Below are 15,081 nucleotides of genomic sequence, written 5' to 3' on the forward strand. Positions count from 1 at the left end.
GCGGGGGCCGGCGGGGTGGGGGGTGCGCCCCCCCCCCCCCGCCCGCGGCCGCCCCCCCCCCAACACCCCTAGCCCAGCCCGACCTGGGTCAGGGCGGCCGCGAAGCCGGTTCGCCAGCCCTCCGGGGAGGCGCCGGCCGAGGGGGGTGGGGCCGGGCGGTCCAGGGCGGCGAGGGCGGTGCGGACCACGTCGGCCGGCCGGGCGGAGGTGACGTCGGCGTGGCCCAGCTCCAGCTCGTGCTGGAGGTTGTCCCGGCCGTGGCCCTGGACGACGTCCAGCAGGAGCAGTCGGCGGCCGAGTGCCCGGGCCTCGCTGCAGGTGTCCCCGGAGCTGGTCACCACCAGGTCGGCGGCGGTCATCAGGGCGGGGATCCGCTCGGTGTAGCCGAACGGGTGCAGGCGCGGACGGTGGCCGGCGGCGTGGCGCAGCCGGCGCTCCAGCTCGCGGTTGCGCCCGGCCACGGCGAGCACGTGTGGTCCGGCGTCCGCCAGGTCGGTGGCGGTGCGGGCGAGCGGACCGAGCCCCCAGGAGCCGGACATCAGCAGCACGCACCTGGCGTCGGGCGGCACCCCGAACTCGGCCCTGGCCGCCGCGCGGGTGGGCGGGTGGTAGAACGGCGCCCGCAGCGGCGCCGGCAGCACGGCGATCGCGGCCTCCGGCCGGTAGCGCCGCACCGCGCAGGCCGCGACCTCGGAGGTGACCAGGAAGAGGTCGGTGCCCTCCTGCACCCAGAGCCGGTGGGGTGTCACGTCGGTGCAGAGCACCAGATGCCGGAAGGCCGGCCCGCCGGCCCGCCGGGGCAGCCGGTTCACCGCCGCGGTGGCGGTGGCGAACACCGACACCACCAGCTCCGGCCGTTGCCGCGCGACCAGCTCCCGCAGGGCCGGGACGAGCCTGGTCCGCGCAGCGGCGTCGGCGAGCAGGGCCGGCCGGGCACCGGGGCGCAGCGCGGCGAAGTGGAAGGCGTCGTAGACGCCGGGCAGGTCGAGCAGCCGGCGGAAGACCGCCTCGCCGACCGCGCCCGCGCGCTGTCCGAGCAGCGCCATGGCGTCCACCGTGGCGGTGGTCCAGCCGCGCGCCCGCAGCGAGTCGGCGCAGGCCTGGGCCATCACGTCGTGGCCCTGCCCGAGCGAGCCGGAGACCAGCAGGGCGTGCGGCACCGGGGGCGCCGCCTCAGGAGCCGCCGGCCGCGCGGCCGGCGCCCGGGCCGCCCTCGTCGCGGTACCAGTCCGCGTAGCGCCGCACGCCGTCCGTGAAGGTGGTCTTCGGCGACCAGCCGAGCAGCCGCTTCGCCTGGGCGGCCGAGATGCGGCGGCCGTCGTAGTCGGCGGCCCGGGCCTCGATGTGCGAGATGGAGACCGGGCCGAGCAGCCGGTCGACGGTGTCGGCGATGTCCCGGACGGAGACGGCGGTGGAGCCCTCCAGGGCGAAGGTCTGGTCCTCGGCGGCGGGGGACAGGGCGCGCACGTGGGCGTCCGCGAGGTCCTCGACGTAGACGAAGTTGCGGCTCTGCCGGCCGTCGCCCGCGATGGTGATCGGCCGGCCGGCCAGCGCGGCCTGCACGAACCGGGCGACCACCAGCTCGTCCCGCATCCGCGGTCCGTACGGGATGCCGTAGCGCAGGATGGTGAAGTGCTGCCCGTACAGCTCCCGGTGGCTGTGCACCAGCATCTCGGCGGCCAGCTTGGTGGCGACGTACAGGTGTCCGCTGCGCTCCAGCTCGATGGGCACGTGCTCGTCCAGCTCCTGCGCACCGCCGTCCAGCTGGTCGTCGGTGAGGGCGGCGCCGTAGACCCAGACGGTGCTCGCCAGCACGGTGCGGCTGAGGCCGCTGCGGCGGGACGCCTCCAGGACGGCCTCGGTGCCGTCGATGTTCATCCGCACGGCCCGGACGGGGTCGGCGGCGACCTGCTCGACGTCGGCCATGGCTGCGAGGTGGAAGACCACCTCGCAGCCGTCCAGGGCGCTGGTGAGGGTGGTCAGGTCGAGGATGTCGATGCGGGCGTGCTCGGCGTCGGCGTTGAGGTACTTGTCGGTGGTGTCCACCGCGAGCACCTCGTGGCCGGCTGTGATCAGCCGGTCCACGACGTGTGAGCCGATGAATCCGCATCCCCCGGTGACGGCTACGCGCACGGTCTCTCTCCTTGTCCGGCCTTCGCCCGGACCGTCCGGTCCGGGGGCGTCCCGGTGGTTCCGGTGGTTCCGGGCTGTCTGGTGGTTCCGGTCATCGGGACCGGCCGACCCGTCCGGCGGCCCCGGCGGTCGCTGTGGTTCCGCCGGCTCCGGCGGCCCCGGTGCTCTCGGCCGTCCCGGTCATCCGGCGAGCCGCCGGTGGACGGCGGTGACCGCCTCGATGACCTGGTCGGTCTCGTCCTCGGTCATGTCGGAGTGCACCGGCAGGCAGATCTGCCGGGCGCAGAGGTCCTCGGCGACCGGCAGCGGCCCGCGCCGGTAGGGGGCCAGCACCGGCTGGAGGTGCAGCGGCAGGTCGTACACCTCGCCGGAGAGCCGCACCCCGTGCTCCTCGGCCACCTCCCGCTTGAACGCGGCGCGGTCGACGCCGGCCGGCAGCAGGGCGACGTACTTGTAGTAGTTGCTGCGGCAGCCGACCGGCTCGACCGTCGGCCGCAGTCCGTCGAGCCCGGCGAGCGCCGCGTCGTACCGCTGGGCCACCCGGCGCCGGGTCTCCACGAACTCCTTGAGCCGGCGCAGGTGCACCGCGCCGACGACGGCGTTGAGCTCGCTCAGCCGCCAGGAGGCGCCGAACCGGACGTGGTGGTTGGTGGTGAACGAGCCCTTGCCCTGGTCCCGGTGGATCCGTGCCTCGTCGCGCAGGTCGGACGACTCGGTGAGGATCATGCCGCCCTCGCCGCTGGTGGTGACCTTGGTCGGGTAGAACGAGAAGGCGCCGGCCAGGCCGAACGACCCGGCCGCGCGCCCGGCGTAGCTGCTGCCGTGCGCGTGGGCGGCGTCCTCGACCAGCGGGATGCCCCGGCGGTCGCAGATCGCGCGCAGCTCGTCGACCTCGGGGGTGATCAGGCCGCCGATGTGCACCAGCACCACGGCGGCGGTGTCCGGGGTGAGGGCCGCCTCCAGCGTCTCGGGGGAGAGCGCGAAGGTCGCCGGGTCGACGTCGGCGAGGACGGGGCGTCCGCCGGCGTGGACGACGGCGGCGGCGGTCGCGTAGAAGGTGACCGCCGGGACGACCACGTCGCGGTCGCGGACGTCGACGGTGCGCAGGACGATCTCCAGCGCGGCCGTCCCGCTGGCGACGGCCACGGCGTGCGAGGCGCCGTGCTCGGCCGCGAAGGCCTGCTCGAAGCGCTCCGTCCAGGGGCCGAGGGTCAGCGCACCGGTGGCGAGGATCTCCGCCACCGCGTCCGCGACGGCCGCGCGGTCGCTCTCGTCGAACACGATGCGAGCGGCTGGAACGCCCATGAGGCCACCTCCGGCAGCAGGATGATCAGATCATCTAGCGGGTTCGTTTCCGGCCGGACCGGACAAATCGGTCGGGCCAGGCACATCACGCTACTTCGCCTGCCCGGTCCCGGCCCGTCGTCACCGACCGCCCGGGTGACTGCCCCGGTGACCGGGCGGTCACCGGACCGCCGGGGCCCGCCGGACGCCGCCGTCCGCCCCGGTGGAGGCCGGGCCGGGGAGCCGGAAGGCCCGGCGGCTGCTCCCCGCGGTGCAGCTGACGTACTCCGTCCGGGTGCCGCGCTACTGCGCACGGACTACGTGAACGGCCTGCGCAGCGATGACGACGCGGCGGCCCCCCGCGATCGAGGATGGCCGTGCTCCGGGCGCCCCGGGCCGTGCCGCGGCCCCGGGCCCGCCGCCGCACCCGTGCACGTCATCCGAAGGAGTCTGCTCTCCCGTGGCCACATTCCTGTACCGCCTGGGCCGATGGGCCTTCCTCAGGCGCCGCCTGACGACCCTGCTCTGGGTCGCCCTGCTGGCGACCGCCGGAGTCCTGGCCGCCAAGGCACCGGCGGCACCCGACGACGGCTTCGCGATGCCGGGCACGGAAGCACAGCAGGCCTTCGACCTGATGGACGCGCGCTTTCCCGGCAGCACCGCCGAGGGCGCGTCGGCCCGCCTGGTGTTCGTCGCCCCCTCCGGGCAGAAGATCACCGCGGCCACCCACCAGCAGGCCGTGGAGCGGACGGTCGCCGAGCTCGCCCACGGCGAGCAGGTCACCGGCGCGGTCAGCCCGTTCCAGGCGGGCACCGTCTCCAAGGACGGCTCGACCGCCTACGCGACGATCGGCTACGACGCCAAGCCCGGCTCCCTGAGCACGGCCGCCACGGACGCCCTCCAACAGGCGGCGCAGCACGGGCGGGACGCCGGCCTCACGGTCGAGATCGGCGGCTCCGCGCTCATGGGCGGTGGGGAGGCGGGCGGCACGTCGGAGGCCATCGGCATGGCGATCTCCGCCGTCGTGCTGGTGATCACCTTCGGATCGCTGGCCGCCGCCGGGCTGCCGCTGCTGACCGCCCTGGTCGGCGTCGGCCTCGGCATCGCGGCGATCACCGCCCTCGGCAGTACCCTCGGCCTCTCCACCACGACCAGTACGCTCGCGATGATGCTCGGCCTCGCCGTCGGGATCGACTACGCCGTCTTCATCGTCTCCCGCTACCGCGCCGAACTCCTGGAGGGGTACGAGCCGAAGGAGGCCGCCGGCCGGGCGGTCGGCACGGCCGGCTCCGCCGTGGTCTTCGCCGGGCTGACGGTCGTCATCGCGCTGGCCGGGCTCTCCGTGGTGGGCATCCCGATCCTCGCCAAGATGGGCATGGCGGCCGCCGGCACGGTCGTGATCGCGGTCGTGATCGCCCTGACACTGGTCCCGGCCCTGCTCGGCTTCCTCGGCGACCGGGTGCTGCCGCGCCGGGCCCGGCGCGCCGCCCGCCGGGGCCGTGTCGGCCGGCTGCGTGCCGTCGCCGACGGCACGACCGCCGGGAGCCCGGTGGCCCCGGCCGCCGCCGAAGCGGAGCGGCAGCCGGCCAACGGCGGCACCCGCTGGGCCCGCCTGGTGCTGCGCCGCCCGGTGGCGGTGCTGCTGACCGGTGTCGTGGGCCTCGGCGTCCTCGCCCTGCCCGCCCTCGATCTGCGGCTCGGGCTGCCGGGCGCGGAGTCCCAGCCGACCTCCACCACCCAGCGGCGCGCCTACGACCACCTCTCCGAGGGCTTCGGGCCGGGGTTCAACGGCCCGCTGACCCTCCTGGTGGACGCCAAGGGCGCGGCCGACCCGAAGGGCGCCGCCGACCGCGTCGGCAAGGAGGTGGCGGGCTTGCCGGGCGTGGTGTCGGTGTCGCCGCCGGTGTTCAACGCGGCGGGTGACACGGCGCTGATCAACGCGGTGCCGTCCACCGGGCCGAGCGCCGCCGAGACGCAGCAGCTCGTCCACGACATCCGGGCCGGCGCCGCCGGCCTGAAATCCGCCACCGGCGCCACCGTCCTGGTGAGCGGTGCCACCGCGATGAACATCGACGTCTCGCAGAAGCTCAGCGACGCGCTGGTGCCCTACCTCGCCGTGGTGGTCGGGCTCGCGGTCCTCCTGCTACTGGTGGTCTTCCGCTCCGTCCTCGTCCCGCTCAAGGCGGCGCTCGGCTTCCTGCTCTCGGTGGCCGCCGCCCTCGGCGCCGTGGTCGCGGTCTTCCAGTGGGGCTGGCTCGCCGAGCTGATCGGCGTGGAGCAGACCGGCCCGGTGATGAGCGTCATGCCGATCTTCATGATCGGGGTCGTCTTCGGCCTGGCCATGGACTACGAGGTCTTCCTGGTCACCCGGATACGCGAGGCCTACGTCCACGGGGAGGAGCCGGGCCAGTCCGTCGTCACCGGCTTCCGGCACAACGCCCGGGTGGTCACGGCCGCCGCGTTCATCATGATCAGCGTCTTCGCGGGCTTCATCGGCATGGCCGAGCCGATGGTCAAGATGATGGGGCTCGGCCTCGCCGCGGCCGTCGCCTTCGACGCCTTCGTGGTCCGGATGGCCATCATCCCGGCCGCCCTGGCCCTGCTCGGCCGCCGGGCGTGGTGGCTGCCCCGCCGGCTGGACCGGATCCTGCCCGACATCGACGTCGAGGGGGCCCGGCTGCAGACCCGGGAGCCGGAGCCGGAGCCGGCCAGGCACTTCGTGGGCGTCTGATTCGTTCCTCCCGGTCGGGGCCGCCGCCGTCCGCGCCGGCGGCCCCGACCCCGCCCGCCCCGCCACCCGGCGGAGGCGGGCGACCGCAGTCGGCAGGAGCCCGCCCGGGGGCGCCGCCACCGCCTCCCGGACCCCAGAGAGCACGAGATGACCGACACCTGGCTGCGGCGCCACGCCCGCCAGCACCCCCGCCTGCTGGACACGGTGGCCGCGCTCACCCTGTTCCTGCTCACCGTCGCCGGCACCATGATCGACAGGACGGGCCACTACGGCCGCCCCGCCCCCGTACCGCTGGCCCTGGCGGCGGTCTCCAGCGCCGTACTCCTCCTCCACCGCCGCTACCCGCGCACGGTGGTGGCGGCGACCCTCGGCCTCGGGGTCGTGATCGAGCTGATCGCGGCCAAACCGACACCCACCCTGATCCTGCCGCTGATCGTCGCGCTCTACTTCCTGGCCGTGCGCACCGACCGGCTCACCGCCCGGGTCGCCACCGCCGTCTCGGCGGTCGCGCTCACCGTCACCGCCCTGGTCGTCGACTCCGAGGCGCCGCTGGCCGAGAAGATCGGCGTCGCCACCTGGGTCGTCCTGCCCGGCGCCGTCGGCGACTCGATCCGCAACCGGCGGGCCCACCTGGCCGCGATCGAGGAGCGCGCCGAACGCGCCGAGCGCACCCGCGAGGAGGAGGCCCGCCGCCGGGTCGCGGACGAGCGGATCCGGATCGCCCGCGACCTGCACGACGTCGTCGCACACCACATCGCCCTGGCCAACGCCCAGGCCGGCATCGCCGTGCACCTGATGGACACCCACCCCGCCGAGGCCCGCGAGATGCTCAGCCACCTCACCGACGCCACCGGCTCCGCATTGCAGGAGCTCAGGGCCACCGTCGGGCTGCTGCGCCGCGCCGACGACCCCGAAGCCCCACTGGAGCCGGCGCCCGGGCTCGGGCAACTGCCCGACCTGATCAACTCCTTCGAACGCGCCGGACTGCCCGTCCGGCTGGCCGTCGAGGGCGAGCCGCGCCCGCTCTCCCCGGGTGTGGACCTGACCGCCTACCGGATCGTCCAGGAATCCCTGACCAACGTGGCCAAGCACGCCCGGGGAGCCGGCGCCGACATCACGCTCGCCTACTCCGGCAGCCGGGTCGCGCTCACCGTCGCGAACGCCAGGCCGACCGGGAACGGGCCCGCGCCGGGCCGGCCCCGCCTCGCCCCGGCGGCGCCCGGCGCCGCCGGGTACGGGCTCATCGGCATGCGCGAGCGCGCCGGCGCCGTCGGCGGCCGGCTCCGGGCCGACCGCCGCCCGGACGGCGGCTTCCTGGTCTCCGCCGAACTCCCCCTGCGCACCGCCGCCCGAGACGACAAGGACCACGCATGACCATTCGCGTACTGCTCGCCGACGACCAGGCGCTGCTGCGCGGCGCCTTCCGGGTGCTCATCGACGCGGCCGAGGACATGGAGGTGGTGGGGGAGGCCGCCGACGGCCGCGAGGCCGTGGAGCTCGCCCGGGCCACCCGGCCCGACGTCGTCCTGATGGACATCCGGATGCCCGGCGTCGACGGCCTCTCCGCGACGGCCGCGATCTGCGCCGACGCGGAGCTCAGCGGCACCCGGGTGCTCATCCTCACCACCTTCGAGATCGACGAGTACGTGGCCCAGGCGCTGCGGGCGGGCGCCGGCGGCTTCCTGGGCAAGGGCGCCGATCCGAAGGAACTGCTCGCCGCGCTGCGCACGGTGGCCGCCGGGGAGGCCCTGCTCTCGCCCGCGGCCACCCGCGCGGTGATCGACCAGTTCCTGGCCCAGCCCGATCCCGGCGGGGCCGGCGAGGGGGCGTCGGAGCGGCTGGCAGTGCTCACCGCCCGCGAGCGCGAGGTGATGTCGATGGCCGCCACCGGTCTGACCAACGAGGAGATCGCCGAGCGGATGTACGTCAGCCCGTTCACCGTCCGGACGCACGTGCACCGCGCGATGTCCAAGCTCGACGCCCGCGACCGGGCCCAACTGGTCGCCATCGCCTACCAGTCCGGCCTGGTCCCGGCCGCCCGCGCGGCACGCCCGCCGCGCTGAGCCCGGTCGCCCCGCGGTACCCGGCTCCGTGGAGCCCGTCGCGCCCGCGAGCCCGGCGCGACGGGCCCGGGCCGTGCTGCCCGGCCGCCGGGCTGACGGGGCACCACGGCTGCTGCGGCCGCCGGGCGTTGGTCCCGCGACCGGCCCCGCGCTGTCCGGACCCCGGCAGCCGCGCTGTTCGGGCGGCACCGTTACCATGCGCACGATGGCCCGCCAGCGGGGCGGCCGGAGCTGCTTCCCCGGGTGAGCGGGGAGCGGGAGGGGCGAGGATGTCAGGCATGGGGTGGATGTCAGGGAACCGGCAGGAGCGGCGCTGGCCGGGGGTGGACCTGCGGATGGACGTCCCGCACTCGGCCCGGGTGTACGACTACCTCATCGGCGGCAAGACCAACTTCGAGGCGGACCGGACCGCCGCCCACGCCTCGGTCAAGGCCTGGCCGGCGCTGCCGACCTCGATGCGCACCACCCGCACCTTCATGCAGCGGGTGGTCCGCCACCTCGCCGAGGAGCACAAGGTCCGCCAGTTCCTGGACATCGGCACCGGGATTCCGACCTCGCCCAACGTGCACGAGATCGCCCAGGGCATCGCCCCCGAGGCCCGCGTCGCCTACGTCGACAACGACCCGATCGTGCTGACCCACGCCCGCGCGCTGATGTCGAGCACCGAGGAGGGCCGGACCACCTACATCGACGCCGACTTCCGCGACGTCGACTCGATCATCGGGGCCCCGCAACTGCGCGAGGTCCTGGACCTGACGCAGCCGGTGGCGCTCTCGCTGATCGCGATCGTGCACTTCGTCCTCGACCAGGACGACCCGCAGGGCATCGTGCGGCGGTTCATGGACGAGCTGGCCCCGGGGAGCTTCCTGGCGCTGACCGTCTTCACCGGGGACACCGACCCGGTGGGTGTGGGCGGTGTCGGCCGCGAGTACAACGCGCGGGGGATTCCCCTGCAGATCCGCGACAAGGACGAGACGCTCGCATTCTTCGACGGCTACGACCTGCTCGACCCGGGCGTGACCCTGGTCCACCAGTGGCGGCCGGACGCGGACGCGGCGCCGGTGCGCGACCAGGACATCGCGATGTACGGCGGCGTGGCCGTCAAGCGCGGCTGAACCGCCCGCCGCCACCGGGGCGGCCCCGCCGGTGCCCGCCGTTCCTGTGCCCGCCGTTCCCGTGCCCGCCGTTCCTGTGCCCGCCGTTCCCGTGCCCGCCGTTCCTGTGCCCGCCGTTCCTGTGCCCGCCGTTCCCGTGCCCGCGGCGCGGGCGGGCGCGGGAACCGTCAGCCGTCCGCCTGCGGTCCGGTGCCGGGCCGGGCGGCCGGGCCCGGGGGAGCCCGGACGCCGACATCCGCTTCTCCTCGTAGGAGAGGAATCCCGGCGAGCGGTAGGAGGCGTGGTCGCGCTGTCGTTCCAGCCTCGACTCCTGGCCGGTGGAGAACCGGGCGAGCTCCAGGCCCCGGCGGCGGTGCGTCGGGTGGACGAGCCCGTCCGGGACGTAGCGGACGCGTTCGCCGTCGAAGACGGTCCGGGCCGACCGACGCGTCGCGTGCGGTGATGACCAGGTGAGAGTTGGCCGGACCGCGTCGTGGGGCTCGAACACTTCCTCGCAGTCGAACTCGGCCTCGCGCACGACGATCACACGTCCCCCGATCCGTGCGGCGGGGCCCTCCCGCCGTCCTGGGCGCATCGTTTGATGATCTTGTCCGCGGTGCAAGCCGCCCGATGCGTCCCCGAGGGGGCAGGCCGGACGACGGCGCCCGGGACCTCCGGAGCGACGGCTGCCCGGCGGGGCGCGGTGGCACACTTCGGACAGGCCCCGGGGGTGACACCCCACGGGGAAGCCGAGCCGGCTCGTACGGACGTCCCGTCCCGGGCACGAACAGCACCGAGCGGAGGGCCGCTGTGGACCGGATCGATCCCGCCGTACCGCACCCCGCCGGCTCCACCGCGCCCCATCCCGGCCATCCCGGCCAGGACTGTCGGGACGGCAGCTGGGTGGTCGGGATCGATGTCGGCGGCACCGGAGTCCGGCTCGCCCTGGCTCCCGGCGGGTGGCCCGCCGACCTCTCCGGCGCCCGGACCGACCGGATCGCGGCCCCGGCCCGGATCACCGCAGGAGGGCACGACGCGCAGGCGTTGCTGAGCCGTGTACTCCCCGCCCTGGGCACGCTGATCGCCGGCCTGCCGCCCGGCGCGCGGATCGGGGCGGTGGCCGTCGGGGCCACGGGCATGGCCCTGCTCGGCCGGGACCTCGCCCGCGAACTCCCCGCCCCGCTCGCCCGCGCGACGGGTGCGGACCGGGTGGTGCTGGCCGGCGACGCCGTCACCGCCCACGTGGGCGCCCTCGGACGTCGACCGGGTGTGGCCGTGGCCGCCGGGACCGGTCTGGTCGCGATCGGCGTCCACCCGGACACGGGTTGGCACCGGGCCGACGGATGGGGCCAACTGCTCGGCGACTGCGGCAGCGGCGGCTGGATCGGCCGGGCCGGCCTGGAGTCGGCGCTGCGCGCCCACGACGGCCGGACGGGCGGCTCGGCCGTACTGCTGGCGTCGGCCGAGCGCCGCTACGGCCCGGTGGTCGGCCTGCCCGCCGCCCTGCAGCCGCGCCCCGACCGGGCCGCCCTGCTGGCCGCCTTCGCCCCCGACGTGGTCGACGCGGCCGACGGCGGCTGCCCGGTCGCGGGCGCGATCGTGCGGCGGGCGGGGGAGGAGATCGCGGACGCGGCCGCCGCAGCCGTCCGGGCCGTCGGGCTGCCCGACCCGCGGGTCGCCCTGACCGGGGGCCTGTTCGCCCTGGACCGCCTGCGCGGGGCGGCGCTGGCGGCGCTGACCGAGCGCCTCCCGACGGCGCGCCCGCACCGCCCCGACGGCCCGCCACTGCTCGGCGCGCTGCGCCTGGCGGCGAGTGCCTCCGGCACCGCGCTGCCCTGGCCGGTCGATCCACCGCTGCTCGACGTCCGCACCCTGACGGACGGCCGGGGAGGACTCTGAGGCCCGGACCGGTCGGACGGACCGCGCCAACCGAGCGCCCGGGCCGACCGCGCCAACCGAGCGCCCGGGCCCGGCAACCCGGTGGTCAAGGGTGTACGGCCCACCTCCCGAGGGCCGTCGCACGGCTCTGTGCCGCGGGCAGCGGCGGCTGCCCGATCGGGCAGCGTGCCCCCGTGGCCCGCAGCCGATCCAAGGAGGCGGTTGACACCGGAAGTTGGTCTAGTCCACCGTAGGGGAATGCCAGTCGGCGGCGCGGGGGCGCCTTGGCAGGAGTCCCCGTCGTGGGCATCAACTACCCAGCTGAAACGGTGAGTTGTGGCGTTCCCGGTGTGTGGTCCACCGGTGGCCGGTCACGCCTTCGCCGTGCCCCGGCCCGTTCGGTCCTCCGGCCCCGTTCAGCCTGTCCGGCCGGTTCGCGTGGCGCCGGTGGTGGTGCCCGAGCCGCGTTCGCTGCCGACACCGGTGGGGCGCCGGTACGGCTGCCGCAAGGAGTACCTGATCGGCGTGGTGGCAAACGGACTCGACCCCTGGAGTGACCGGAACGGGATGCCGGACGGCGCTGCGCCGGTCCACGGCGCGCCCAGCGCTTCGCCACCGCACGCACTGGGTCTTCGGTCCACGCTCGGCCTCGCTCAACTCGCGTTAACAGCACGACACCTGATGACCGAACGGAGAACTGGCATGCGCAGAATCTGTCTGGCCCTGCCCACCAACCGGGCCTGTGCCGAGACGATTTCGGCGATCGGCAAGGAGGCGGCGTACGCCGCCGGGCACTTCGAGGTCGAGGTGCACCTGGTCGTCCTGGACTCCTCGGACGCGTCGACCTTCGCGGCGCACGCGCGCGCCGTGGCCGAACTGCCCGGGGCGGCGGGCGTGGTCGTGCACCACCTCGACGAGGCCCGGCAGGGGGAGTTCCTGGGGCGGGTGGTCGACGCCGCCGGCGTCGCCGAACCGGCCCGGCTGCTGGATCTGATGCTGCCCGACGCCGTCTCCTACGGTGCCTGCACCAACCGGGCGTTCCTGATCGCCGCCGCCCTCGGCTGCGACTCCGTCCACCGCCGGGACTCGGACAGCGACTACCAGGTCCTGGACGGGAAGCCGGTCTTCCCGATCCACCAGGAGCTGCTGTCGCTCGGGAAGCGGGCGGCCGACGCGGAGGCGGCCGTCACCAAGAGCGAGCTGGAGCCGGCGGACGCCGAGAAGCCGGTGTCACTGGTCGGCAGCTCCTTCATCGGTGAACTCTCCGTCGACGTCAGCGAGATCCGCGAGCTGGACCCGGCCCTCTACTACGACGTGGTCAGCCTCTGGGCGCCGCCCGTCTGGTCCGAGGAGGAGAAGCGGCAGCTGGTCGAGGCGTCGTTCACCGGGGGCGGGACGGACCCGTTCACCGCCGACGAGTCGGTGCTCGGTGCTCCCGACATCTGGCAGGTGGACATGTGCAACATCGGCTTCGATCACGAGGTCTACGAGCGCGTCCCGCTGCCGCCCGCGACCGAGACCATCGGCAGTGACTACTTCCTGCTGCACGTGGTCCTGGACGCCACCCTGCCCGGCGTGGTGCACAACCGGCACATCGTGAACTACTACACCCCGGGCCGCCGGAGCGGCGCCGGATTCACCGCCTACCAGCTGCGGTTCACCAAGTTCCTGCTGTCGATGCTCTACCTCTACCCCGTCTACGGCCGGATGATGGCGGCCGGCGGCGAGCTGCTCGACGAGCAGCACCACGTACGGGTCGACACGATCCTGGAACTGGTCAGGGACAGCGCCGGGACGGACCGGGCGGAGAACGTCCACCGGCTGGACGTCCTCGACCGCTCGTACCGGCAACTGGGCGGGAAGTACGCGGAGTTCGCCGATCACCTGACCCCGCTGCGGGAGCGCCTGCTCGACGAGGCCAAGGCGGACGTCGAGGACTTCGCGCGACTGATCGCCGCCTGGGGCCCGATGGTGGCGGCCGCCCGCACCGACGGCCTGACGGGCCCGGGCGGCAGCCCCGCCGGCGGAGCCGGTGCCACCGTCGGAGGGGCCGAGTAGATGACGGACGACATCAGCTTCCGCCTGCTGGCCGACGAGGACTGGGACGCCGTCGTGGCGCTGGAGTCCGACGCCTACGCGGCGGACGACCTCTCCGAGGGCCGGGAGGCGCTGCAGTCCAGGGCGCGTTCCTCACCCGACACCTGCTTCGTGCTGGAGCACGGGGGCAAGGTCGGCGGCTACCTGCTGAGCCTGCCCTACCCGCTCTACCAGTGCCCGGACCTGGGGCAGGTGGAGGAGGCCGACTTCCAGTCGCGCAACCTGCACGTGCACGACTTCGTCATCGCGGAGCCGCTGCGCGGCAAGGACGTGGCGCTCCGGTTCATCCGCCACATCCGCGAGGAGGCGCAGGAGCAGGGCTTCGAGCGGATCTCCATGGTGGCGGTCCGGCGCAGCGACATCCTGCTCGCCCTGCTGGGCTACCGCACCCACCGCGAGGTCGCCGTTCCGGCCTGCTACGGCAAGCGCGCGGTGTACATGTCCATGGAGATCTAGCCGCACCCGTCGACCGGCGGTACGGCGCGGGAGTCGGGAGCCGGGAGCCGGAAGCCGGGAGGCAGGGCGCAGGGCGCAGGAGGTAACGGACCCCGGGCCCGCTCCAGCGGGCGGGCCGCCCGGCCGATGTTCTCCCCATGAGCACATGTCAGCCGCCCGTCGAGCGGCATGCCTCCTGGACCGAGCTCTTCTTCGACCTGGTCGTCGTCGCGGGCGTCCTGCAGCTCTCCCACCTGCTGCACGGCGGTCCCTCGGCCGCCGACCTCGGTCTCTACGTCCTGCTCTACCTCGCGTTCTGGATCTCCTGGGTCTGCTTCACCGTCTACGGGAACGTCGAGGGCGGCCGGGACTGGACGCCCGGCCTGCTGCCGGCGATGCTCGGCCTGGCCGTCATGGTCGCGGCCGTCCCCGGGATCCGGGCGGACCACGCGCGGGCGTTCGCGCTCGCGTACATCTTCCTGCGCTGGCTCTCCGGCCGGCTCTGGCGGCCCGGCCGGGTGGTCGTGGACTGGCCGCTGGCCCAGCTGGGCGCCGGCACGGTGCCCTGGATCGTCTCGCTCTGGGCGGACACCCCGACGCGGTACGGGCTGTGGGCCCTCGGTCTCGCGCTCGACCTGCTGATCATGCTCACCACCTCCGGCAGCCGGGTGCTGCGACTGGCGCAGGAGCGGATGGACCGCCTGATCAGGAAGCGGGGGACCGCGGAGCGCGTGCCGGTGGTCGAGGCGGCCTACGCCGACGTCCCGCACCTGGTGGAGCGGCTGGGCCTGTTCGTCATCATCGTGCTGGGCGAGGGGGTCATCCAGATCACCTCGGTGGCGGGGGAGGCCGTCTGGCACGCGGCCCTGGTCCGCGCCGCGGCGGGCGGCTTCGCGCTGCTCATCGGCTTGTGGAGCATGTCGCTGCTGCACGGGTACGGCGGTGTGCCGAAGGACGGCCCGGGCGTCCTCCCGGTGCGCGTCATGATGGCGCTGCACGCCGCCACGACGTGCGCGCTCGCCGTCCTGGCGGCCGGGCTGGGCCTGGGCCTCGCGCACCCGTACGGCCACACCCCGGAGGGTGCGCGCCGGCTGCTGTGCGGGAGCCTTGTCGGGTACTTCGGGGTCGGCGTGCTGGCGGCCGCGGTGGCCGGGGCGTCCTGGCGGCGGACCCTGCGCTGGGCGCTGCCCTGCCTCGGGCTGACGCTGCTGCTTGCCGGGTGGTCCGGCCACTTCGGCGTGGCGTGGCTGATCTGGGGGCTGACCGCGGCGGTGGCCTGGCAACTCCTGTGCGCGTCGGGCGTACCGGCCCGCCCGGCCCGGCGCCGAGGCGCGTGAAGGACGCCCGGGCCGCCGCCGTCCGCCCG

The 15,081-nt window shown here is 75.0% G+C and carries 12 protein-coding genes; 8 read left to right on the plus strand and 4 right to left on the minus strand.

Features of this window, described 5'->3' with window-relative positions; genetic code table 11:
• Positions 1 to 68 precede the first annotated feature (68 nt).
• The 3 genes from ABT263_RS33815 to ABT263_RS33825 all read right to left on the minus strand — a co-directional run bounded on the left by ABT263_RS33815 (position 69) and on the right by ABT263_RS33825 (position 3,438).
• On the minus strand, positions 69 to 1,160 hold the full coding sequence (locus tag ABT263_RS33815; RefSeq protein ID WP_352296476.1) for an MGDG synthase family glycosyltransferase: 1,092 nt from the start codon (positions 1,158 to 1,160) through the stop codon (positions 69 to 71).
• 13 nt (positions 1,161 to 1,173) lie between these two features.
• Positions 1,174 to 2,133 carry an NAD-dependent epimerase/dehydratase family protein gene (locus ABT263_RS33820; RefSeq protein ID WP_352296479.1) on the minus strand — a complete coding sequence of 320 codons (960 nt, stop codon included), beginning with the start codon at positions 2,131 to 2,133 and terminating at the stop codon, positions 1,174 to 1,176.
• Positions 2,134 to 2,313: 180 nt separating this feature from the next.
• On the minus strand, positions 2,314 to 3,438 hold the full coding sequence (locus ABT263_RS33825) for a DegT/DnrJ/EryC1/StrS family aminotransferase (RefSeq protein WP_352296482.1): 1,125 nt from the start codon (positions 3,436 to 3,438) through the stop codon (positions 2,314 to 2,316).
• A gap of 439 nt (positions 3,439 to 3,877) precedes the next feature.
• Here ABT263_RS33825 and ABT263_RS33830 point away from each other — a divergent pair, with 439 nt between their 5' ends.
• The 4 genes from ABT263_RS33830 to ABT263_RS33845 all read left to right on the plus strand — a co-directional run bounded on the left by ABT263_RS33830 (position 3,878) and on the right by ABT263_RS33845 (position 9,326).
• Positions 3,878 to 6,148 carry an MMPL family transporter gene (locus ABT263_RS33830; protein WP_352296485.1) on the plus strand — a complete coding sequence of 757 codons (2,271 nt, stop codon included), beginning with the start codon at positions 3,878 to 3,880 and terminating at the stop codon, positions 6,146 to 6,148.
• 147 nt (positions 6,149 to 6,295) lie between these two features.
• The gene (locus tag ABT263_RS33835; RefSeq protein WP_352296487.1) at positions 6,296 to 7,522 is read left to right on the plus strand and encodes a sensor histidine kinase; all 1,227 of its coding nucleotides are present in this window, start codon (positions 6,296 to 6,298) and stop codon (positions 7,520 to 7,522) included.
• On the plus strand, positions 7,519 to 8,211 hold the full coding sequence (locus ABT263_RS33840; protein ID WP_352296490.1) for a response regulator transcription factor: 693 nt from the start codon (positions 7,519 to 7,521) through the stop codon (positions 8,209 to 8,211). Before ABT263_RS33835 ends, ABT263_RS33840 begins: the two co-directional genes overlap by 4 nt.
• A gap of 269 nt (positions 8,212 to 8,480) precedes the next feature.
• Positions 8,481 to 9,326 (plus strand): SAM-dependent methyltransferase, encoded by an 846-nt coding sequence (locus ABT263_RS33845; RefSeq protein ID WP_380390792.1) that lies wholly within the window; start codon positions 8,481 to 8,483, stop codon positions 9,324 to 9,326.
• Here ABT263_RS33845 and ABT263_RS33850 read toward each other — a convergent pair.
• Positions 9,313 to 9,852, minus strand: coding sequence for a hypothetical protein (locus ABT263_RS33850; RefSeq protein WP_352296493.1), 540 nt, complete (start codon positions 9,850 to 9,852; stop codon positions 9,313 to 9,315). The two genes, ABT263_RS33845 and ABT263_RS33850, sit on opposite strands and share 14 nt — an antisense overlap.
• A gap of 263 nt (positions 9,853 to 10,115) precedes the next feature.
• Here ABT263_RS33850 and ABT263_RS33855 point away from each other — a divergent pair, with 263 nt between their 5' ends.
• From ABT263_RS33855 to ABT263_RS33870, 4 genes are all read left to right on the plus strand, one after another.
• Complete coding sequence (locus ABT263_RS33855) at positions 10,116 to 11,204, plus strand: N-acetylglucosamine kinase (protein WP_352296496.1); 1,089 nt, start codon at positions 10,116 to 10,118, stop codon at positions 11,202 to 11,204.
• 681 nt (positions 11,205 to 11,885) lie between these two features.
• On the plus strand, positions 11,886 to 13,241 hold the full coding sequence (locus ABT263_RS33860; RefSeq protein WP_352296499.1) for a DUF6271 family protein: 1,356 nt from the start codon (positions 11,886 to 11,888) through the stop codon (positions 13,239 to 13,241).
• Positions 13,242 to 13,736, plus strand: a complete 495-nt coding sequence (locus tag ABT263_RS33865) for a GNAT family N-acetyltransferase (protein ID WP_329491326.1) — start codon at positions 13,242 to 13,244, stop codon at positions 13,734 to 13,736.
• 137 nt (positions 13,737 to 13,873) lie between these two features.
• Positions 13,874 to 15,052, plus strand: coding sequence for a low temperature requirement protein A (locus ABT263_RS33870; protein ID WP_352296502.1), 1,179 nt, complete (start codon positions 13,874 to 13,876; stop codon positions 15,050 to 15,052).
• The last annotated feature ends 29 nt before the right edge of the window (positions 15,053 to 15,081 follow it).

Origin of the sequence: Kitasatospora sp. NPDC001603, from assembly GCF_040298365.1 — a bacterium.
Classification (GTDB): Bacteria; Actinomycetota; Actinomycetes; order Streptomycetales; family Streptomycetaceae; genus Kitasatospora.

Coding starts and splice junctions, on each gene's coding strand:
- ABT263_RS33870 (WP_352296502.1), top strand. CDS start 13,874: ATGAGCACATGTCAGCCGCCCGTCGAGCGGCATGCCTCCTGGACCGAG.
- ABT263_RS33835 (WP_352296487.1), top strand. CDS start 6,296: ATGACCGACACCTGGCTGCGGCGCCACGCCCGCCAGCACCCCCGCCTG.
- ABT263_RS33845 (WP_380390792.1), top strand. CDS start 8,481: ATGTCAGGCATGGGGTGGATGTCAGGGAACCGGCAGGAGCGGCGCTGG.
- ABT263_RS33865 (WP_329491326.1), top strand. CDS start 13,242: ATGACGGACGACATCAGCTTCCGCCTGCTGGCCGACGAGGACTGGGAC.
- ABT263_RS33860 (WP_352296499.1), top strand. CDS start 11,886: ATGCGCAGAATCTGTCTGGCCCTGCCCACCAACCGGGCCTGTGCCGAG.
- ABT263_RS33825 (WP_352296482.1), bottom strand. CDS start 3,438: ATGGGCGTTCCAGCCGCTCGCATCGTGTTCGACGAGAGCGACCGCGCG.
- ABT263_RS33840 (WP_352296490.1), top strand. CDS start 7,519: ATGACCATTCGCGTACTGCTCGCCGACGACCAGGCGCTGCTGCGCGGC.